The sequence below is a fragment of the Alkalidesulfovibrio alkalitolerans DSM 16529 genome (assembly GCF_000422245.1).
In the GTDB taxonomy this organism is placed as follows: Bacteria; Desulfobacterota; Desulfovibrionia; order Desulfovibrionales; family Desulfovibrionaceae; genus Alkalidesulfovibrio; species Alkalidesulfovibrio alkalitolerans.
Genome location: NZ_ATHI01000027.1, coordinates 127,819 through 148,693, shown reverse-complemented (window position 1 = coordinate 148,693; position 20,875 = coordinate 127,819). Strand labels below are relative to the sequence as shown.

The window sequence follows — 20,875 nt, the reverse complement described above, 5'->3', positions numbered from 1 at the left end:
CACGGGAAACTTTGAAGATCGTCGTTCCCGCCGCCAAAACGTCACGCATTCCTCGCCAACACGCCACATGCGGAGGCTAGCTCTGCCAAGGGCGGTCCGGACGGCCGGACGGCCTTTTTTCGACCCCGCCTTTCGGGAAAGGTGACATGCAGTCCATGGTCCTCGACGTCTTCAGGGGATTCACCACGGCGGCCCGGCATGCCGAGGCGGCGCAGCGTCGAGGGATGCTGCCCGCGAACTTCGCCTTTCTGAGCCTCTCCGAGCGCAACCGCATCGACGACCATCTCGCCTCGGGCGGCTCCTTGTCGCTCGTGCTCTTCGAGATCAAGAATTTTCTCGTCTTCGCAAACCTCTTCGGCGCGGACATCACGGCCCTGATCCTTGAAGCCTCGGCTCGCGAGGTGCAGGCCCTGGCCAGGGAGGAGCACCCGGGCGTGGGCTGCTACGTGGAGCGGCTCGCCGAGGGCAAGGTCATGCTGCTTTGCCTGCACAAGGCCGGCCAGGCACCCGATCTCATGGACATGGCGGCAGGCATGCGCCTGAAACTCAAGGCCAGCCTCAAGGCGCATTCGCTGAAGCTGACCGGCCAGACCCTGGACATCGCGGCGGGCCACGCGGCCATCACCCAGACCGGCGCGGGCACGCTCGAACACGCGCTGTACAACGCCCTGTGTGAGGCCCAGCACGTGGCCAAGGGCGAGTTGGACACCTCGACTCTGTCCATGCTCGCGGAGTTTCGCGAGATCATGGCCGCGCCACGCCTGCGTGTGGTCTATCAGCCGATCATCGACTTCCAGGCCGAGACGGTCCTGGCCTGGGAGGCCCTGACGCGAGGCCCGGCCGACTCCTACTTCCAGAGCCCTTCGGTGCTCTTCGACTTCGCCGAGGAGGTGGGTCAGCTCTTTACCCTGGAGAAGGTCTGCCGCGAGGCCGCCATCACCAAGCTCGGCGACGTCGGGCCAGGGCAAAAGCTCTTTTTGAACATCCACCCCCGTACGCTGGTGGACCCGAGTTTCTCGCCCGGCGAAACCCTGAAGCTCCTCGACCGTTGCGGGCTTGGGCCGTCCAACGTGGTCTTCGAGATCACGGAGCGCCATTCCATCCGCGACTTCACGCTCTTTCACCGCACCCTGGAACACTACCGCAGCCAGGGCTTCCAGGTGGCCGTGGACGACGTGGGCACGGGCTACTCGGGCCTTTGGACCATCGCTGAGCTTCGCCCCGACTACATCAAGGTGGACATGTCGCTGATCCGCGACATCGACAAGAATCCGGTCAAACGCGCGCTCATCGAGACCTTCGTGGCCTTCTCCGAGAAGATCGGCTGCCGCCTGATCGCCGAGGGCATCGAGACCGAGCAGGAGCTCGGCGCCTTGCGCGGCCTGGGCGTGCACTACGGCCAGGGCTACTACCTGCACCTGCCCGCCTTTCCCAAGCCCGTGCCCGAAAAACCTCTACCCGCGAGCCAGAATTCGCTCGGCCTGATGGCCAAGCGCGAGCTCAAGTGTTCGATTCCGGTGCGCGAGCTGGCCGAGAAGGCCTATGATGTGTCCTCGAACACCCAGGTCAGCGAGGTCAAGGATCTCTTCCAGGGCAAGGAGCCCCTGAGCGCCGTGGTCGTGGCCGACGAGGGCAGGCCCGTGGGCCTGGTCATGAGCCACCATCTGGACCGCGCCCTGTCCACGCGCTACGGCATGTCATTGTATTTCCACCGCGACGCGACGCGCATCATGGACGCCGCGCCCCTGATCGTGGAGGGCTCCACGCCTGTGGAGAAGGTGGCCAAGGCGGCCATGAACCGCGACAAGTACAAGATTTACGACCACATCATCGTCACCGAGACCGGCAGGCTCTCGGGGATCGTCTCGGTGCAGCGCATCCTGGACACCCTGGCGGCCGTGCAGGTGCAGATGGCCAAGGGCGCGAGCCCGCTCACCGGCCTGCCCGGCAACGTGGCCATCGAGACGGAGTTGGAGCGGCGCTGCGCGTCGGGCGACCCCTTCAGCATCGTCTACGCCGACCTGGACAATTTCAAGGTCTTCAACGACACCTACGGTTTTCGCGACGGCGACGGCATCATCCTGCTCCTGTCCAAGATACTCTCCTTCGCGGCCAGACGCCACGGCAGGTCCGGCGAGGAGTTCGTGGGTCACGTGGGCGGCGACGACTTCGTGCTCCTGGCCAGTCCGGAGCGCGCCGAACGTATCTGCAAGAGCATCGTCCGCTGCTTCGGACGGCTGGTTCGCAACTGTTACTGCGAAGAGGATCGCGCGCGCGGCTACATCACGGCCAAGGACCGCTCCGGCGCGCAGCTTGAGTTCCCGCTGGTCTCGGTCTCCCTGGCCGTGGTGGACTGCGCCGGGGACTGCACCCTGTCCGCCATCTCGGCCCGCGCGGCCGAGATGAAGAAGTACGCCAAGTCCCTGCCGGGCAATTCCATTGCCCGTGATAGGCGCGGACCTCTGGCAGGCTGCTGAAAAAGTCCCATCTGCTGCGTTGCCGCGAAAAGCTCAAACCCTCGCGTATTTCCAATACGCGTAGGCCTTGAATTTTCCTTGCGCCTTGCATCTGAGCCTTTTTGAGCAGCCTGCTGGGCGAAGTTCGTCGATACCTATTAAGTTGTGCAAGCCAAGCTGCCAAGCGAAGTATCGCCGATACCTGCTTGGGTTGACCGAACTCCGGCACTCGTATGACGCTGTAATCCTTGCGAGACCAGCGCTTTTGGTACAACGCAGCAGATGGTGCTTTTGGAACGGTCTGCTACAGCACCCGCACGACGTCCAATCCCTGGGCCGCAAGCTTCCCTTCCACCCCCAGAGCCACCACGCGCCCCTTGTCGCGCAGCGTTGCCGCCGCGTCGGCAAAGACGTTGAAGTCCTCGATGCCAAGCGAAAGGATGGCCTCGCGTCGTGCATCGCGCTCCTCCTCGGTCCTGCCGGTCAGACGGCGCATGAGCGCCGTGAAGCCCTTGGCGTCGGGAAGCTGGTAGGCGTCCATGTCGCCGATGGCCCCGACCACGGCCTTGTCCATCTCGGCCGCGTCCAGGCTCAGGGAGCGCAGGTAGTCGGCCGTGGCGTCGTACACGGAGAGCGTCTTGGCCAGATTCGGGTCGCGGTAGGAGGCCATGAACAGATTGCCCGAGACCTCGTCGAAGATGCAGAACGCGCCGTAGGCCCCACCTTGCACGCGCACACGGTCCCACAGGTAGGCCGTGCGCAGCCAGCGGGCCACGGCCGGTGCGGCCTGGCCTGGAACGATGCCCTCGGCCAGGAGGTTCACGCCCTTGCCCACGTAGTTGACCTGGGCCGGGATGGCCAGCCCCTCGTTTGCGGCAAAGGGCAGGGGCTGCCAGGTTGCGGCCTTGGGCGAGGCCGTGGGCAGCGCTCGCAGAAGGTCGGCCAGGCCGGGTTCGATGGTCTTTCGAGCGGTTTCGTCGGCCGTCAGGTTGACCTGCCGCGCGGCCTCGTTCAAGAGCGCGCGCCTGATCTCCTCCAGCGCGGCCAGGGTTTCGGGCCAGGAGGCGTCGAAGTTCTCGGCCAGACGGCGTAGGAAGAAGAGCTGCTCCACGCCGCCCATGATCTCCGAGGCCATGCCAGCCACGGAGAAGCGGGCAGCAAGCCGCGAGAGCACGAAGGAGTGCCCGGCCGGAACCAGCCGCTGCTCCAGGCGCGCCTTTTCCTCCATGAGCATCTGTTTGAAACGGGCCTTGTCGTCGAAGCGGGCCGTGAGCAGCACGTCGTTGAACAGCTCGGCCATCTGCGGGGCCTTTTCGGCCGTGGCCTTGCCGCGCAGGAAGAGCCACGAGGCCGGGCGGTCCGAGCCCACGGCCGGGGCCGCGAAGGACTGGGCGTCCATGCCGCCGGTGACGCGGGCGATGCGCCGCGTGAGGGCCGTGAAGTCGTCGCGCTCGGTGCCCATTTCGAGCAGCGCGCGGCCAAAGAGCGGCACCAAGGGCAGCAGGTCGCGCGGCAGCGGATCCAGGGAAAAGCCCGCGTCGAGGTAGGCGATGCCCGCCGTGGGCAGGTCGTGGCCCATGACCGGCGCGCCGTGGACTTCGCTGAAGTCGCTGGGGATGCGCCGGTTTTCGCGCGGCAGGTCGGCCCGGGTCAGGGCCGGGATCGAGGCCAGGGCCTCGGGCGCGTCCGGCCGGGCCTGCTCCTCGCGCAGTTCGACGGTCTGGGCCATGACCTGCGCGCGGGTCTCCTTGTCCATGGCCGCGAAGGCGGCGTTCAGGCGTTCGGCCTCGGCCTTTTCGCGCTTTTGCAGAAGCTGCGGGTCCGGGGTCAGGAGCACGCCCGCGCGGTGGGCATTGTTCAGGAAATGTTCGCGGATGAGCGTCTCGAAAACCGGCTCGCGCGCGGCCAGGCGCGCCTTGAGCGCGGCCAGGGGCTTTTCGAAGGCCACCAGGGCCAGGGGATCGCCCTCGTACAGCCAGGTGGAGAGGCTCCTGAGCCAGAGCAGCAGGCCGCGCGGGAAGCGGCCGGTGTTGTTCTCGCGGAAGGCGAACTCCACGGAGTTCATGGCCGCGTCGAGCAGATCCTCGGGGATGCCCTCGCGCTCAAGCGACTGCAGAACCTCGAAGGCGATGCGCTCCATGGCGTCGCGCGAGTGCGCGGCCTCATCCGGGTCCATGCCCTTCAGCCCCACGGAGAAGTACATGTGGCGAAGCTCGGTCTCCAGGCCGCCGGTCACGTCCTCGCCCAGGCCCGAGTCGAGCAGGGCCTTCTTGAGCGGCGAGGAGGGCAGGCCCATGAGGATTTCGTCGAGCACGCGCAGGGCCAGGTTGGTTTGCGCGTCCGTCGTCTCGGGCAAAAGCCAGTTCATCGTGGCCATGGCCCGGCCGCCGTCCTCGGCCGCGGCGTAGCCGCGTTCGACGCGTCTGGGCTCGCCCAGGCGCGGCTGGGGCGGCACGGCCGAATCCACGGCCAGGGCCTCGTAGCCCTTGAGCCGTTCGGCCAGCAGCCGCAACCGCTCGTCCGGGTCGTCGTCGCCGTAGAAATATATCCAGGAGTTGGAGGGATGGTAGTAGGTACGGTGGAACTCCTTGAAGTCCTCGTAGGTCAGGTCCGGGATGCGCTCGGGATCGCCGCCGGAATCCAGGCCGTAGGTCACGTCCGGGAACACGGACTGTTGCGAGAGTTCGGAGAGCACGGCGTCGGGCGAGGAGTAGGCGCCCTTCATCTCGTTGAAAACCACGCCCTTGTAGGTCATGGGGCCGCTCTCGTCGTCGAGTTCGTAGTGCCAGCCTTCCTGCTTGAAGATGTTCTCGGTGATGCGCGGCGCGAAGACCGCGTCGAGATAGACGTCGATCAGGTTTGTGAGGTCCTGGCCGTTGGTGGAGGCCACGGGATAGCAGGTCTTGTCGGGGTAGGTGAAGGCGTTGAGAAAGGTCTGCAAGGAGCCCTTGAGCAGTTCCACGAAGGGCTCCTTGACGGGGTACTTCTCCGAGCCGCAGAGCACGGAGTGCTCCAGGATGTGGGCCACGCCGGTGGAGTCCCTGGGCGGCGTGCGAAAGGCGATGCCGAAGACCTTGTTCTCGTCCGGGGCCGCGACCGAGAGCAGCCGCGCGCCCGTGGCGTCGTGCCTGTAGATCAGGGCCTTGGCCTGGATTTCGGGGATGTCTTCCTCGCGCAGCAATGTGAAACCGTGGGGCATGTGTCCTCCGGGAGATTGGCGTGTGATGGACAAGAATACATGACGGCGCGGGCAAATCAAGCCGCGATCGCGGCCCGAGGGGGACGGGATCTCGAGTCCGCCTCCAATATTGATATTGACTTTAATTATCAATTTTGGAATTGTCTGCGTGCCCGTTGGCTAGGCCAAAGCGGCAACGAGCCCGTACGCGCTCAGGCCCGCCGTCTCCCGCCAGGCAGTGACGCTTGCCGGAACGCCCCACGGGAAAATCGGGCCGGGACGGATGCTCCCTGTCCCCCAAAAAAACGCCCACGAGGTAACGCATGCGATTTGCACTCAGTGCGGCCCTTTTCGCTTTTCTGCAAACGGCGGCCGCAGCTCACGCCCACATGCCTCTGTGCATGTGCACGGACAACGGCGACAACACCATCACCTGCCAGGGCGGCTTTTCCGACGGCTCGTCGGCCGCAGGCGTGACCATGCGCATTCTCGCCACTGACGGCCGCCTGCTGATGGAAGGACGAATGGACGAAGAGGCCGAGTTCACCTTCCAGAAGCCGCGAAACGACTTCGTGGTGCTCTTCGACGCCGGTCCGGAGCACCAACTCAGGGTGCCGGGAAGGCAGATCGCGGACTGATGAACGCCATCGAGGTCCACAACCTCTGCCAGACTTACGGAGCCCGGACGATCTACCGCGACCTCAACTTCGCGGTTCCCCAGGGAAGCGTGTGCGGCCTGCTGGGCAAGAACGGACAGGGCAAGACCACCCTGGTCAACATCCTGATGGGCTTCCTGAAACCCACTGGCGGGCGCTGCCTCGTGCTCGGCGAGGATTCGCACGACCTGCCCCCGGTGATCAGGAACCGCATCGGCCTGCTGCACGAGGGGCACCTCGCCTACGAATTCATGACCATCGCGCAGACCGAACGCTTTTTCCGGGGCTGCTATCCCGACTGGAACCCAGACGTGTTCTACGATCTCGTCAACAGGATGGGGCTGCCCGCCACGCACAAGGTCGGCAACATGTCCTGCGGGCAGCGTTCCCAGGTGGTGCTTGGCGTGATCATGGCCCAAAATCCCGACCTGCTGATTCTCGACGACTATTCCATGGGTCTCGACGCCGGGTATCGGCGGCTGTTTCTCGACGTGCTGCACGAATTCGCCTCGCTCGGCGACAAGACGATCTTCGTCACCAGCCACATCGTCCAGGATTTGGAGCAACTGGTCGATACCATCATTTTCATCGACAAGGGCGAAATCACCAGCTTTGCGCTCGATGATTTCATGGATTCCTTTTGCAAATACGCCTTTCGTTGCGACCACATCCCGAGTCTTGCGCAGGACGACGTCATCCGCGGCCACGAACGACGCGGCGAAACGGTCTGCGTCTATTCCTACTCCGACGGCCCAACGGTCCAGGCGCGCCTTGCCGAACTAGGCGTCCGGGCATACGACCTGCGGCGCGTTCCGATGACCCTCGAAGACGGCTTCATCGGGCTGATGGGAAAGTACTGACATGTGGCGCTCCATCCTGCTCAAGGAATGGCTGAAGACCAGAAAAACCTTTGCCGCCGCCGTGCTGCTGCACCTGGGCATCTGCCTGAAAATCTTCCTCGACGTCCGCCAGCAACTCCTGACGGAGCACGCCGAAATGGTCTGGTATCAGGCCATTCATCTGCAAACGGTCTTTTGCCGCGACCTGAGGCTTCTTCCCCTGCTGACCGGGCTTGCCTTGGCGGCCGCACAATTCATTCCCGAGATAATTGGCCGCCGACTGCGCATCTCGCTGCACCTGCCCGTTGACCGAGACCGCATGACGCTCTTCTGCCTGCTGGCCGGGATGCTCCTGCTCACGTCCACCGCCGCACTTGGAGCGGCGCTCGTCTCGATGACGATGCTGCATTTCTTTCCCGTCGAGGTCGCCCAGGCCACGCTCTTGACCATGATTCCCTGGTTTCTGGCCGGATTGCTTGCCCACCTGGGATGCGTGACCGTCCTGCTGGAAGGGTTTTGGCTCAGGCGCGCCTTTCTCGCGCTCGTGTTCGCCGGATTGATCTCGCTGTTCCTCTCCGGCGCTGGGTACGGCTGGCTCACTCCCACCCTGCCCTGGCTCTTCTGGTTTGTCCCGCTCGCCCTACTCGGCGTCTTCGCCTCCGTTCGCAGGTTCCAGGAGAAAAGCGCATGACCCTGCACTCCGTTTCACGCACCGGGAGCCTGATTCTCGCCGTCCTGGCCCTTGCCGTGTTCCTGCCTGCTGGTTTCGACAAAATCTTCGTCCACGACGTGGACGACCCGCTGATCTTCTACAGTCCCGTCCTGAAACAGTTCATCTACCAGGAGTCCTTGGGCGAGCACCGCTTCAGCTACAGGGACGAGTCCGGCAACGGCTACAGCCGCCAGGAGTTCGAGGCGAACCTGCCGTTTCACTACCACAGGAATCTGGAGCTTCAGAACGCCTTGCCCATCGAGATCGAGGGACGTCTCTTCGACGCGCAGGCCATCCAGCAAAACCGGCAGGGTCTGGAGATTAAGGCTCGCCACCTGCGAGGCCACTCCACGAGAATGGAACTGTATCCGCTGTTCGACAATGACCCGCATGTGGCCATGATGCCTTTCCCCGAAGACGTCTTCCGGGCCACCGGTCCGGCCATGGAATTCATCAACGCCGACCACAACCGGATAGACCGCGACCTTACCGAGGCATTCACGGCTGTCCTCGATGACCTCGGCTTCGCCTTCCCGGCCACGGTCGTCGGCGGCAGGCCGACCAACCTCAAACCCTTCGACGACGGATATTTCATCCGCGACAGCACGGGCCACGTCTTCCACATCCGGCGGGTCCAGGGGCGACCGGAAATCATCAGGACCGGCATCCCCCCCTCCCTCGACATCCTCGATCTCGTCATTTCCGAGAACAGGCGTCGCGAGTTCCATGGGCTGGCCATCACCCGGCAGGGCGGCGTCTTCCTGATCTCCACCGACGGCTACCGTCTCATCCAGCTTCCGCTGGCCGGATACGATCCAACGACCATGGACCTCAAGCTGCTCATCGACCCCCTCTACCGGACCGCCAGCGTCAGCGACGGAAAATACGTGCGTGCCGTGGCCATGGACGAGGAATACCAGCCGCTGCGCTCCCATGTCCTTCCAAAGATCGATCCGACCCCGCCCTTTGTCCGGATCGCACGCGACTTCATTTTTCCCTACCAAGTGCGGCTCGACAGTCAGGTCCGCGACCAGGCGGATGTTCGCCTGCTCTTCGGCGGCCCGGTTTCCCTGGCCGGAATCCTCGTTGCCGTGGCCGCTTTCGTTTTCCTGGCAAAGATCACCCGCCGGTTCTCGCTCACCCGGCGCGACGCGACGCTCGTTCTCCTGACAGGATTCTACGGCCTGATCACCCTCGCCTTCATCGGAAACGACTAGCTCCAGGCGTCAAGCCGCTCTCGGAAAGCCTTCTGGCGGCCATCCTCACGGCCGTAATCCTGACGGAAATCCTGGTCACGTTCATCCGCAAGCGCATCCTGCGCGGCTGAGGGCCGCGCGGCATTGCCGCTCATTACGGCGTGCGGCGCGATTGTGACAGACCCGGCTCGGATTCGTCACCGGGATGGCAAACAGCGTGCCTAAAAAGGCCGAGAATGGACGGCGCAAGGCCGCCTGTTCGAAACGACGCCGAGGAGTGCAACCGTCATGAGAGCCAAGATTCTTTCCCCCCTGTTCATGCTCCTGATCCTGGCGGCCGTGCTTGCCGCGCCCCTGGGGCTCGCCGCCCAGGAGTGCGCCAATCGCGGCAGCCTCGATCCCATGTTCTGCGACGAGGACCTGGACTTGGTCGCCGACCCGCCCAAGGACCCCGCCAAGTTCAAGAACCCGGACACGCTCATCTTCACCTACACCCCGGTCGAGGACCCGGCCGTGTACCGCGACGTGTTCAAACCCTTCATGGACTACCTGGCCGAGGCCACGGGCAAGAAGGTCGTCTACTACACGGTGCACTCCAACGCGGCCCAGATCGAGGCCATGCGCTCCGGCCGCCTGCACGTGGCGGGCTTTTCCACCGGTCCCACGGGCTTCGCCGTGAACCTCGCGGGCGCGGTGCCCATCGCGGTCAAGGGCGGCCCGGACGGCTTCCAGGGCTACCAGCTCGTCTTCATCGTGCGCAGCGACAGCCCCTACCAGACCCTGGCCGACCTCAAGGGCAAGAAGGTCGCCCACACCTCGGCCTCGTCCAACTCCGGCAACCTCGCCCCGCGCGTGCTCCTGCCCAAGGAAGGCCTGACCCCCGAGCAGGACTACGAGGTTCTGTTCTCCGGCAAGCACGACCAGTCCGTGCTCGGCGTGGCCTCCGGCGACTACGATGGCGCGCCCGTGGCCTCGGACGTCTTCGACCGCATGGTGGCGCGCGGCACGGTCAAGGGCGAGGACTTCCGCATCCTCTACCGCAGCGCCACCTTCCCCACCTCGTCCTTCGCCTACGCTCACGACCTGCACCCCGACCTGGTGCGCAAGATCGTCGGCGCGTTCCACACCTACCGCTTCACCCCGGAGATGAAGAAGGCCTTCGGCGACGCCGACCGCTTCTACCCCATCACCTACAAGGTGGACTGGGATGTGGTGCGCATGATCGCCGAGGGCACGGGCACCTCCTACAGCCGCGGCGGCTTCGAGAAGGAATTCGCCAAGGAACTGCAGAAGCAGTAATGCGCGACGCGACCGCAGGCGCGCTCGTGCGCCACGACACCACGGGGAGCGGCTCGGATTCGGGCCGCTCCCCGGCCGTCTCCTGGACGGCTCCGGCCAGGGCTTCGGACGCGGCGGGCGACGCCGCGCCGGACAAGGCCTCGCGGGCTCCTTCCGGTGAATCTCCATCCCTGGCCGTCCAGGGGCTGGTCAAGGAATACGCGCCCGGCAAGCCGGTTCTCAAGGGCATCGACCTGACCTTCGCGGGCCAGGGCATGACGGCCGTGATCGGCCCCTCGGGCACGGGCAAGAGCACCCTGATCCGCTGCATCAACCGCCTGACGGAACCCACGTCCGGCCGTATCCTCTTCGCGGGCGAGGACTTGGCCCGGCTCTCGGGCCGGGCGCTTCGCCGGGCGCGCTGCCGCATTGGTATGGTCTTTCAGGAGTACAACCTCGTGGAGCGCCTGAGCGTCATCGAGAACGTGCTCTGTGGGGCGCTCGGCCGCACGCCCGTCTGGCGAGCCTGGCTCAGACGCTTCGCGGCCGACGACCTGGACGCGGCCTTCGGCCTGCTGGACATGGTGGGGCTCTCCGAGTTCGCCATGGCGCGCGCCGACGCCCTTTCCGGCGGCCAGCGCCAGCGCGTGGGCATCGCCCGGGCGCTGATGCAGCGGCCGAGCCTCATCCTGGCCGACGAGCCCACCTCCTCGCTGGATCCCAAGACCTCGGTGGAGATCATGGAGCTCATGGCCCGCATGGCCCGCGAGCGGGAAATCCCCGTGATCGTCAACATCCACAACGTGGGGCTCGCGCGGCGCTTCGCCGGGCGCGTGGTTGGCATGTCGCGGGGCATGGTGGTCTACGACGGCCCGCCCGAGGGCCTTGACGACGCCATCCTGGCCGACATCTACGGCGGCGAGGACTGGCTGTGCGACGAGACGCGCGGCCAGGCCGGGGCGCGCGGTCCGCGCGGTCCAAGGCCCCTCGACGCGGAGCCCGTCGATGGCGTCTAGGCGAAATCCCTTCCGCCCCAAGCCCCTGGTCCTGTTCGGCTGGCTCGCGCTCGCGCTCTACACGGCCTATGCCGCGTCCCTTCTGGACTTCAGCCTGGACCGCTTCCTCTTCGGCCTGGGCAACGGCGCGCGGTTCCTGGGCCGCATGTTCCCGCCGGAACTGGGCAGGTGGAACATCCTCCTGGAAGACCTAGCCGAGAGCATGCAGATCGCGGTGCTGGCCTCGGCCTTCGGCGTGGCGCTCTCGCTGCCCGTGGGATTTCTGGCCGCGCGAAACCTCATGCCGCCGCTCGTGACCTGGCCCGCGCGCGGCGTCATCGCCCTGTGCCGGTCGTTTCACCCGGTGATCGTGGCCATCCTTTTCGTCAAGGCCGTGGGCTTCGGGGCGCTGGCGGGCATCCTGGCCCTGATCGTCTTTTCCGTCGGCTTCATCGCCAAACTCTTCGCCGAGGCCATCGAGGAGATATCGCTCAAGCAGGTGGAGGCCGTGCGGGCCACGGGCGCTGGTTTTCCGGCGGTGGTCCTCTTCGGGGTCATGCCGCAGGTCACCTCGCGCTTCCTCAACTTCAGCACCTATCAGGTGGAGGTCAACCTGCGCAATTCGACCATGGTCGGCATCGTGGGCGCGGGCGGCATCGGCGGCACGCTCTTCGCGGCCTTCCAGCGCTTCGACTATGATTTCGTGGCCACCATCCTGATTTCGATCATCGTCTTGATCATGGTCGGCGAAGCCCTGACCGACCGCGTGCGGGCGGTGTTCAAATGATTGCCTCGCAGCGCGAGTGGGTGCGCTTCACCCCGCGCGAACGGTTCGCGCGCACCTTCGTCTGGCTGGCCGCCGTGGCGGCCTTCGTCTGGTCGTTGCGCACGGTGGAGGTGATCCCGGAGTTCCTTTACGACGCGCCGAGCCAGATGGCCGACATGCTCTCGCGCATGTGGCCCATGGACACGGCCCATTACGCGCAGGGGGTGCACAGGGCGCTCGTGGAGACGCTGCACGTGGCCACGCTGGGCACCATCCTCACGGTCTTTCTGGCCGTGCCGGTGGGGCTTCTCACCTCGCGGGCCGTGACCCCCTCGCGAACGCTCAACACGCTCGGGCGGCTGGTCCTCGTCTCCTCGCGCTCGGTCAACACCCTGGTCTGGGCGCTCCTCTTCGTGGCCGTGTTCGGGCCGGGCGCGCTGGCCGGGACCATGGCCATCGCGTTTCGCTCCGTGGGCTTCGTGGGCAAGCTCCTGGCCGAGGCCCTGGACGAGGGCGACCCCGGCCCGGTGGAGGCCCTGGCCGCCTCGGGCGCGCCGTATCCGAGCGTGCTGCTCAAGGCGCACTGGCCGCAGGTCAAGCCCGCGTTCTGGTCGATCATCCTCTTCCGCTGGGACATCAACGTGCGCGAGTCGGCCGTGCTCGGCCTGGTGGGCGCGGGCGGCATCGGCATGGCCCTGGACACGGCCATGAACCTCTTCTACTGGGACCGCGTCGCGCTCGTTCTGGCGACCATCTTCACGGTCGTGATCCTGACGGAAATCCTGGTCACGTTCATCCGCAAGCGCATCCTGCGCGGCTGAGCGGCAACGCCGCGCGTGTCGCCTTACCTGACCTCGAAGGTCACGGCGTCCATGCGGCCGTGGTCGTCCACCACGGCGATGCGGTGGCGGCCGGGCCGCAGGTCCACGAAGAGCGGCGCGTGGGGCGGGCCGAAGGCCGCGAGGTCGCCGTCCATGAACCAGGAGAGCCGCGCCACGCCGCTCTCCGCCTGGGCCGTGAGGGCGATGCGCTGGTGTTCGAGCGGCGTCGAGGGCCGGATGAGGTAGGGCGTGGCCGGGCTTGGCGAGACGATGCGCGGCGCGTGGCCCAAAGCCGCGCCGCCGCAGGCCGGATCGGGCGCGGGCGCGGGGCTTTCGGGCGCGATGCCGCGTGAACGCCAGAAGGCCAGCAGTTCGGGCGGCCAGGCCGTGTAGGCCACGGCCTTGACCTCGCGCCCGGCCAGACACTCGCCGGACACGGCCAGCCCGCTTCGCGCGTCCACGAAGACGCGGCGGCGCATGGTGTCGGGCACAAGCCTGGTGCGGCCCGAAATCACGGTGATCTCCACGCTGCGCTCGCAAAGTTCGGTGGGCAGTTGCCTGCTCTCCTCGCAGACCATGGCCCTGGCCAGGCGAAGCCCCTCGGGCGGCGCGGGGCGGCCGCCAGCCGGAGCCACGGCGCGCAGCACATCGAAGAGAATGGGCGCGGCCACGCTCGCGCCGCTCAAATCCCTGATCGGCGAGCCGTCCAGGTTGCCCGCCCACACGCCCACGGCCAGTCCGCCGGAAAGGCCCACGGCCCAGGCGTCGCGGTGGCCGAACGAGGTGCCGGTCTTGTAGGACATGGCCGGGGCGTCGCGCGTCAAGCGCCAAGCCTCGGGCAGGTCGGGCCTGGCCACCGTGGCCAGGATCTCGTGCGTGAGCCAGGCCGCCTCGGGCGAGAAGAGGCGCGTGGCGGACGCTTGCTCGCCGCCCTGCACAAGGCGCGGGGCGCGCCACTCGCCGCCTTGCTCCAGCGAGGCGTAAAGCGCCGTGAGGTCGAGGAGCCGCACCTCGCAGGCCCCGAGCGCCAGGGGCAGGCCGTAGTGTCCGGGCGGCTTGTCCAGGGTCGAAAGGCCCCCGGCGCGCAAAAGGTCGAGGAACCGGGACACGCCCACATCGGCCAGAAGGCGCACGGCCGGGACGTTCAGGGAGCGGGCCAGGGCCTCGCGCGCCGTGACCGGCCCGGCGTGGCGGCCGTCGAAGTTGCGGGCCACGTAGCCCGCGTAGTCCGTGGGCACGTCCAAAAGCCTTGATTCCGGCGCGATGAGCCCGTCGTCCATGGCCAGGGCGTAGAGGAAGGGCTTGAGCGCGGAGCCGGGCGAGCGCAGGATGCGCACCGCGTCGATGGGGCCGTGACGGGCCAGGTCCAGGTAGTCGATGGAGCCCGCGTAGGCCAGGATTTCGCCGCTTCGCGCGTCCATGACCACGGCCGCCGCGTTCTCCAGGCTTTGGGCGCGCAGCCAGGAGGCCCGCGCCACGAGCGCGGCCTGCACGCGGCGCTGCATCCCGGCCTCCAAGGTCGTTTGGATGCGGCCCTGGGCCAGGGCTGCGGGGCCGAGCGCACGGGCCTCGCGCAGCGCGGCCTCGGCCGCGTGGGGAGCGAGGAAGGGCGGGGGATAGGCGCGCGCGGGCAGCGGTTTTCGCATGGCCTCGCGCGCCGTCTCGGGCGTGAGCACGCCCTGCTCGGCCAGCATGCGCAGCGTGGCGTCGCGCGCGGCCCGCGCGGCCTCTGGGTTCCTGGCCGGATTGAGCCGCGTCGGCGCGCGCGGCAGCACGGCCAAAAGGGCAATCTCGCCCGCCGAAAGCTCGGCCGGGCGCTTGCCGAAGAGCAGCCGCGCGGCCGCGCCCACGCCTTCGAGGTTGCCGCCCATGGGCGCGCGAGAGAGCCACAGCGCGAGCTGTTCGTCCTTGGAGAGACGAAGGGTGATCTGCACGGCCCTGAAGGCCTCGACGCACTTGGCCGCGAAAGTGCGGGGCCGTGGCTCGGCCATGCGCGCAAGCTGCATGGTCAGCGTGGAGCCGCCCGAGACCACGCGGCCGGATGCGAGGTTCTGCCAGGCCGCGCGGACCACGGCCAGCGGGTCCACGCCCGGATGCAGGCGGAAACGGCGGTCCTCGGCCGCGATCACGGCCAGGCGCAGAAGCTCCGGAATCTCCTCGTCCGTTACGGGCAGCCGCCACGTCCCGTCCGGGGCCATGAACCAGCGGAGTTCCACGCCGTTTCGGTCGCTGACGATCAGCGCGCCGGGCGGGGCCAGCCTGTCCATGGGGAAGGGAAAGAGGGCGTCGAGCAGCGCGACCCCTCCGGCCGCGAGACCAAGGACCAGCGCCGCGCCCAGAAGGAGCTTCTTTCTCGCGCGCGCGAACCGGTCTCCGGGCGCCTTTGGCGGCGCGTCGCCGCGATCCCCCGAAGCGTCCCTCGCGTCTTCCCGCTCCCTCATGTCCCTTCCTATTGCCCGCGCGTCACGCTCAGCCGCCCGGCCTCGCCGCGCGCGTACACGCCGGGGTCGTACATGGCCTCGGCCAGCGGCGCGGGCACGGCGAACTCCCCGGCCGTGACCGCGCGCAAAAGCGTGTACACGGTCAGGGGTTTTTCGGCCGTGATTGAGGCGAAGACGGCCGTGCGGTCGTCGCGCAGGTCCTGCCAGAGTGGATCGGACAGGGTCTCCATCCAGGGCAGCCGCTCCGTGGAGGTCAGGCGCGGGTTCTCCACCTCGAATCCGGCGGGCAGAAGCGAGAGCAGGGCCACGTTGTCCACGCGGCCGGACTGCGAGGCGACCTCGGTGCGCACGACCACCAGATCGCCCTGGCGCACGGCCGCAAGGTCCACGGGATTCCCCTCGCGGTCGAGGAAGGCGCGCGCCACGCTGAGTCCCTGGCTCTCGGGCGGCAGCGGCCCTGTCGGCGCGGCCGTGGCCCGCAGGCTGATCAGCGCCGCGCCGGGCGAAAAGCCCTCGTTAAGGCGCACCTTGATCGGGCCGTCGCCCCGGATGTCGCGCAGCGTCACGGTCTTGTCGCTCGACACGGCGTGGCGCGAGCCGTCGGGCAGGATCACCTCGCCCGCGAAGCTCCCGGCCTCGCGGCGCTGGCCGAGGTAGTGGCCGAGCGCCATGAAGCCAAGCGCCGTCTCCTGGGTGGTGAACCAGGCGTCGGCCGAAAGCCGCGCCGAGAGGTCCGTGGCCAGGGGCGCGAGGCGTGGGTCGTCGGGCACGGAATAGGACAGGCCGAGCAGGGTCAGGGCTCGGGCGCGCACGGGCGAGTCGAGGTCGCCGCCGCTTTCGCGCGCGGCCGTGAAGACGGGATCGCCGAAGGCGGCCGCGCCGCGCGCCTGCTCCGCCTCGCCCACCAGGGCGTAGGAAGCCGCCAGGAGCGCCCTGGCGTCGGGCGGCATGGCCGCGAGATGGCGCTCGCGCAAGGCGTCCATGACGCCGCGCTCGGGCCGTCCGGCCTGGGCCAGGACGAAGCAGGCGTAGGCCCGCACGCGCAGCGCGGACGCGCCCGTGCCGCTGCCGCGCGCCTGCCTGCCGACGTAGTCCAGGGCCGGACCGAGCAGGCCGGGCTGGACCGCGAAGCCAAGGCGGTCGGCCGCGACCAGGAAGTGGGCCGCATAGACCGAGACGTAGGGCTCTGAACTCGGCGCGTCGGACCAGCCCGAGCCGAAGGCGGGCCACATGGCGAAGCCGCCGTCGTCGGCCTGCATGGTGCCCAGCCGGGCGATGGCCTGCTGGACCATGGCCTTGGGCGAGGCGTCCGCGAAGAGATGGGGCGCGAGTGTTTGGGCCAGATCCTCGAAGCGCAGCAGCGGGAAGGCGGCCGAGACGGTCTGCTCGGCGCAGCCGTAGGGATAGCGCAGGAGCCGTTCGAGCTGGCCGCCGAAGCGCAGCAGCGGCTGGTTGCCGATGGTCAGTTCGCGCCTGAGGCTGCCCGGCGTGATCGGGCCCACGTCGGGGCTCATGTCGGGCGCGATCAGCTCGGTTTCGGCCGCTTCGAGCGCACGGCCCGACACGGACGTGACGGGCGGGCTTTTGGCGCGCACGGCCAGGGTCTCGGACGTCCTCGATGTCTCTCCGTTGCCCTCGGCCGTCACTCTCAGGTCGATCTCGCCTTCCTCGTCGTCCGCCCTGAGCGTGAACAGGGCCAGGCCTTCGCCGCCCTCGGGAAGCGAAAGCGTGAACGCGGGGTTCTCGACCTCGCCCGCGCCCTCGGCCGCGAGGCGCACGCTGAATTCGCCCGCGCGGCCCGTGTCGTTGCGAAGCGTCACGGCTGTAAGGGCAGTGTCGCCCGTGGCCAGAAAGCGCGGGAACGAGGGCAGGAGCACGAGCGGGCTCTTGACCCGCGCGGCCGTCTCGCTTGAGCCGAAGCGGCCCTCGTGGGCGGCCACGGCCATGATGCGAAGCGCTCCTTGGAAGTCCTCGGGCAGGTCCACGGCGAAGCGCGCCAGCCCCGAGGCGTCGGCGGTCAGCGGCCCGGAGAAGAAGGTCACGGGGCGGCTGCGCCGGATGGGCGCGCTGCCCGTGTAGCGCGACTCGTCGTCCGAGATGCCGCCGCCGGGCCGGGCGCGGTTGCCGCGCGGCTCGGGGAAGAGCAGCGAGAAGATGTCGAAACTCTCCACGTCCAGGCCGCGCTTGGCCAGGAAATAGGCGAAGGGATCGGGCGTTTTCTGCGAGATGAGACGCAGCACGCCTTCGTCCACCACGGCCAGGGTCAGGCGCGCGCCGGGCGCGGTTTTGGCCGTGGCCTCAAGGCGCGTGCCGGGCCGCGAGAGCTCGGGCGCTTCGGTCGAGACGGCCAGCCTGCGGGCCTCGCGCGAGACGTTCACGGGCGTCGAGCCGAAGGCCCGGCCCGGCTCGCCCGGCGCGATGTCGCCCACCTTACGCACGACCACGGCCGTGACATAGACGTTGGGCGCGTGCTCTTCGTCCAGGACAAAGCGGACCTCGGCCGTGTTGCCGGGCATGTCCACCACCTGGTGGCGCAAGACGGCGTCGCGTTCGAGCGTCACCAGGGCCTTGCCCGGGAAGGGCGAGCGGAGTTGGAACACGGCCGTCTCGCCGGGCCGGTAGTCCTTCTTGTCGGCCATGATCTCCACGCGCGCGCCGTCGCTGGTGGCCCAGGCCCCGAACCCAGCGCCGGAGACCCAAAAACGCGTCTCGGCCGCGGCCCCGCTCGCGGGATCGCCAAGGGCGATGCGATAGCCCCCAAGACCCGGCGGGACGAAGGAGAGCGATCCCTTGCCGTCCACGGCCCGCACCTGCCGCGTCTGCACGACGCGCGGATCGCTCACCGAGACGTAGCGCAAGGAGCCGTCGGCCGCGCGGCGCAGCACGGTCTGCCAGCGCTCCTCCACGAGTTGGGCCGTGAGTTCGGCGTCGGGCGCGGTCCCGCCGTCGGGCGTGATCCAGACGAAGGGCAGGGCCACCTCGGCTCCGGGCGCAAAGCCCTCGCGGCCGGGGACGCCCAGGCCCGGATAGGCCGGATAGGCGTGCACGGCCACGGCCCGCGCGGCGGTCACGCCTCGGCCTCCCTGCTCGCGCACGCGTCCGGCCACGGTCAGCGTCAGGGCGGCCGGAGGAGTCAGGCCGCCCGGCAGGCGCAGGCGCGCCGTGAACGCGCCGTCCTCGTCCAGGGAGCCTTCCTCGGCGAAAATTTCGCGCGGCTCGAACTCGCCCTCCAGACGGCCGAAGGCGAACCCCTCGAACCCCTTGGGCGCGAAGGGCCTGGCCTCGATCCGGGCGCGCACTTCCACGGGCAGGTTCGCGGCGGGCGGGCCGAAGAGCCAGGCCGCGCGCACCGCAAGCGGTATCTCCGCGCCGGGAGCGGGTTCGCCGGGCGCGTCCACCTCCACGCGGATGCGGTCGGGCACGAACTCCTCGACCTGGAAGCGGTACTCGCCCACCACGTCCTCGCCCGCGCGCACAGCCATGGTGAAGGGGCCGGTGGCGGCCGAGCCGGGCAGGGCGAGGTCCAGGAAGGCCCAGCCCGCCTCGTCCGTGGTCACGGTGCGCGCATACGCCTCGCGGCCGCGCGGATCGGCCACGCTGACGGCCAGCGGCACGGGCGGCGGCGGGCTCAGGTCGCGGCCGCGCAGGATGAGGGCCGTGCGCGCGGTCTCGCCGGGGCGGTAGATGTCGCGCTCGCCAAAGACGAAGGCCCGAAGCCCGGAGGGCGGCAAAAGCGCGCCGCCCGTGTCCAGTCCTTGGGTGTCGGCCCGCGTGGCGTCGAAGAGCAGGAAGGAGAAGTCGTCGCCCTGCGGCGCGCGGGCCAGGACCACGAAGGGCGTTGCGCGGCCGTCGGCGTTGTCCGGCAGGGTGGCCCGCCACAGGCCGTCCGGCCCGGCCGCGCCTTCGGCCAGGACCTGGTTCTGGTCCGAGAGCACGGTCAGCCGCGTTCCGGCCGCTGGCGCGAGGTTCGAGAAGCGGGCCGTCCAGACGAGGATGTCGTCGCCCGCGCGCTTGGCCGTGAGGCCGATGTCCGTGATGCACACGTAGCGCTGGCTCACGCGCCACTGGCCCGGCAGGTTGACCTGCACGCGGTACAGCCCCGGCCGCTCCTTGCCGATGCGCTCGCCCAAGGCCAGGGGCACGTGGTGCAACGTATTGCGGGTCTTGGGCAGAGTGATCCATTCCTCCACGATGCGATCGCCCAGGACGCGGGCGATGGCCCCGCTCCAGCCCTCGTCGCGCAAGAGGTCGTAGCCTTGCGTGGCCAGGGCGTAGAAGAGGTTGTTGGCGTGGATGCGGTCGATGGACAGTTGCGCCTGATCGGCGTTCACGGCCTCGATGCGCAGCGTTTCCGCGCCCCTGGCCGTGAGGTACAGGCCTGGATCGGCAAAGGCCGCGCGCGCGGTCAGGTCCGGCACGGCCACCTCCACGCTCAGCGGGGACTCGGCGCGCGCGCCGTCCAGGGCCGAAAGGCCGGGCGAGACGCTCACCGTGTAGCGCGCGCCGGGCGCGAAGGGGCCTTCCAGGGTCAGGCTCTCGTCCGCGCGGCCGCGCAGCGTGAAGGCCACGGCCGGGGAGACGCTGATCAGGCTGCGCGCCTGATCCGGAGAGACCGGCGCGGAGAAGTCCAGGCGCAGGGAGAAGGCCGTGGCCCCGCGCTCCACCGGGGCCGCGCCCATGAGCCGCAACACCGGATCGATGCCGAAGGGCCGCGTAAGCGTCATGTCCTGGCCGAGCGCGCCGCCGTTTACGGGCGAAAGTTCCTTGCCCACGGTCAGGACAAGGTCGCGCGGCTCGGTGGTCTTGCGCAGCCGCTCTGTGACGAAGGATATCTCGTTGCTGACGTAGCCCGTGGTCAGGGAGAGCGGCACGGGCTCGCCCGGCTTGGCCGGGTCGATCAAACGCACGTGCTCCAGGAAGTCCTGGGGCCTGACCTCGTGCGAGAAACGCACCCGGCCCGCGAGGCGGGCGCGCACCACGGCGTCGGTGGTCACGTCGGTCTCGGCGAGGCGCATGTCGGTGACCACGAAGGGCGGCGTTGCGGCCGTGAGGCGGTGCGGCTCGGCCAGGGGCGGCTGCTCGCGGGGCAGCGCGGCCGGGTCCAGACGAACCTCGAAGGCGGTCCCGGCGGGCAATCCCTGCTCGGGCGAGAAACGCAGCGCGTAGGCCGATATCCAGGCCCACTGGCCGGGTATTTCAGGCGCGAGCGTCAGGGGCAGGCGGCCTTCCTCCACCGGCCCCTCGACCGTGCCGTAGGGGGTGTCGAAGACCAGCAGCAGGGCGTTTTGGCCCATGTCGGCCGTGAACTCGCGCACCTGGCCGCCGGGCGTCGCGCGCGCCGTCTCGGCGGGCCGCTCGTCCGGCGCGGGCTTGGGCGCGCGGCTCTGCCAAGCCTGGACCACGATCACGGCCAGGAGCACGGCTATGAGGATGTTTTTCCAGGGCAGCGGGCGCGGCTCGTCGGACATGGCGGTCTCCGGGCGTTTGGGCGAACGGTGTTTCGCTCCTCTCTAGCACGACCCGGCCGCAAGGGGAAA

General features: G+C 68.4%; 12 protein-coding genes. 9 read left to right on the top strand and 3 right to left on the bottom strand.

Going from position 1 to position 20,875, the window contains the following annotated elements:
• Positions 1 to 146: 146 nt before the first annotated feature.
• A complete protein-coding gene (locus DSAT_RS10245; RefSeq protein ID WP_020887441.1) occupies positions 147 to 2,477 on the top strand; it encodes a GGDEF domain-containing protein in 2,331 nt (776 codons plus the stop codon).
• Between the two features lie 283 nt (positions 2,478 to 2,760).
• Here DSAT_RS10245 and DSAT_RS10240 read toward each other — a convergent pair whose 3' ends face one another.
• A complete protein-coding gene (locus DSAT_RS10240) occupies positions 2,761 to 5,655 on the bottom strand; it encodes an insulinase family protein (protein WP_020887440.1) in 2,895 nt (964 codons plus the stop codon).
• 302 nt (positions 5,656 to 5,957) lie between these two features.
• Between DSAT_RS10240 and DSAT_RS10235 the strand changes: the two genes are divergently transcribed.
• The 8 genes from DSAT_RS10235 to phnE (DSAT_RS10195) all read left to right on the top strand — a co-directional run bounded on the left by DSAT_RS10235 (position 5,958) and on the right by phnE (DSAT_RS10195) (position 12,897).
• Complete coding sequence (locus tag DSAT_RS10235) at positions 5,958 to 6,272, top strand: hypothetical protein (protein ID WP_020887439.1); 315 nt, start codon at positions 5,958 to 5,960, stop codon at positions 6,270 to 6,272.
• The gene (locus DSAT_RS10230; protein ID WP_020887438.1) at positions 6,272 to 7,150 is read left to right on the top strand and encodes an ABC transporter ATP-binding protein; all 879 of its coding nucleotides are present in this window, start codon (positions 6,272 to 6,274) and stop codon (positions 7,148 to 7,150) included. The genes DSAT_RS10235 and DSAT_RS10230 overlap by 1 nt, the downstream gene beginning before the upstream one ends.
• A gap of 1 nt (position 7,151) precedes the next feature.
• Positions 7,152 to 7,820, top strand: coding sequence for a hypothetical protein (locus DSAT_RS15555; RefSeq protein WP_020887437.1), 669 nt, complete (start codon positions 7,152 to 7,154; stop codon positions 7,818 to 7,820).
• The gene (locus DSAT_RS10215; protein WP_020887436.1) at positions 7,817 to 9,058 is read left to right on the top strand and encodes a DUF4857 domain-containing protein; all 1,242 of its coding nucleotides are present in this window, start codon (positions 7,817 to 7,819) and stop codon (positions 9,056 to 9,058) included. The genes DSAT_RS15555 and DSAT_RS10215 overlap by 4 nt, the downstream gene beginning before the upstream one ends.
• A 267-nt stretch (positions 9,059 to 9,325) precedes the next feature.
• On the top strand, positions 9,326 to 10,336 hold the full coding sequence (gene phnD / locus DSAT_RS10210; RefSeq protein ID WP_020887435.1) for a phosphate/phosphite/phosphonate ABC transporter substrate-binding protein: 1,011 nt from the start codon (positions 9,326 to 9,328) through the stop codon (positions 10,334 to 10,336).
• Positions 10,336 to 11,331, top strand: coding sequence for a phosphonate ABC transporter ATP-binding protein (phnC, locus tag DSAT_RS10205; protein WP_020887434.1), 996 nt, complete (start codon positions 10,336 to 10,338; stop codon positions 11,329 to 11,331). The genes phnD and phnC overlap by 1 nt, the downstream gene beginning before the upstream one ends.
• Positions 11,321 to 12,097: a phosphonate ABC transporter, permease protein PhnE gene (gene phnE / locus DSAT_RS10200; RefSeq protein ID WP_020887433.1), complete on the top strand. Its 777-nt coding sequence runs from the start codon at positions 11,321 to 11,323 to the stop codon at positions 12,095 to 12,097. Before phnC ends, phnE (DSAT_RS10200) begins: the two co-directional genes overlap by 11 nt.
• Positions 12,094 to 12,897, top strand: a complete 804-nt coding sequence (gene phnE, locus DSAT_RS10195; RefSeq protein WP_020887432.1) for a phosphonate ABC transporter, permease protein PhnE — start codon at positions 12,094 to 12,096, stop codon at positions 12,895 to 12,897. Before phnE (DSAT_RS10200) ends, phnE (DSAT_RS10195) begins: the two co-directional genes overlap by 4 nt.
• 23 nt (positions 12,898 to 12,920) lie before the next feature.
• Here the strand turns inward: phnE (DSAT_RS10195) and pbpC are convergent, their stop codons facing one another.
• Together pbpC and DSAT_RS10185 are read right to left on the bottom strand one after the other, a co-directional pair.
• A complete protein-coding gene (gene pbpC, locus DSAT_RS10190; protein ID WP_020887431.1) occupies positions 12,921 to 15,338 on the bottom strand; it encodes a penicillin-binding protein 1C in 2,418 nt (805 codons plus the stop codon).
• Positions 15,339 to 15,346: 8 nt separating this feature from the next.
• Positions 15,347 to 20,806 (bottom strand): alpha-2-macroglobulin family protein, encoded by a 5,460-nt coding sequence (locus tag DSAT_RS10185; protein ID WP_020887430.1) that lies wholly within the window; start codon positions 20,804 to 20,806, stop codon positions 15,347 to 15,349.
• Between the last annotated feature and the right edge of the window lie 69 nt (positions 20,807 to 20,875).

Bases quoted from the DNA above. Each gene is read 5' to 3' on its own strand.
- DSAT_RS10240 (WP_020887440.1), bottom strand. From the start codon at position 5,655: ATGCCCCACGGTTTCACATTGCTGCGCGAGGAAGACATCCCCGAAATC.
- DSAT_RS10235 (WP_020887439.1), top strand. From the start codon at position 5,958: ATGCGATTTGCACTCAGTGCGGCCCTTTTCGCTTTTCTGCAAACGGCG.
- DSAT_RS15555 (WP_020887437.1), top strand. From the start codon at position 7,152: ATGTGGCGCTCCATCCTGCTCAAGGAATGGCTGAAGACCAGAAAAACC.
- phnC (WP_020887434.1), top strand. From the start codon at position 10,336: ATGCGCGACGCGACCGCAGGCGCGCTCGTGCGCCACGACACCACGGGG.
- phnE (WP_020887433.1), top strand. From the start codon at position 11,321: ATGGCGTCTAGGCGAAATCCCTTCCGCCCCAAGCCCCTGGTCCTGTTC.
- DSAT_RS10215 (WP_020887436.1), top strand. From the start codon at position 7,817: ATGACCCTGCACTCCGTTTCACGCACCGGGAGCCTGATTCTCGCCGTC.
- DSAT_RS10230 (WP_020887438.1), top strand. From the start codon at position 6,272: ATGAACGCCATCGAGGTCCACAACCTCTGCCAGACTTACGGAGCCCGG.
- phnD (WP_020887435.1), top strand. From the start codon at position 9,326: ATGAGAGCCAAGATTCTTTCCCCCCTGTTCATGCTCCTGATCCTGGCG.
- pbpC (WP_020887431.1), bottom strand. From the start codon at position 15,338: ATGAGGGAGCGGGAAGACGCGAGGGACGCTTCGGGGGATCGCGGCGAC.
- phnE (WP_020887432.1), top strand. From the start codon at position 12,094: ATGATTGCCTCGCAGCGCGAGTGGGTGCGCTTCACCCCGCGCGAACGG.
- DSAT_RS10185 (WP_020887430.1), bottom strand. From the start codon at position 20,806: ATGTCCGACGAGCCGCGCCCGCTGCCCTGGAAAAACATCCTCATAGCC.
- DSAT_RS10245 (WP_020887441.1), top strand. From the start codon at position 147: ATGCAGTCCATGGTCCTCGACGTCTTCAGGGGATTCACCACGGCGGCC.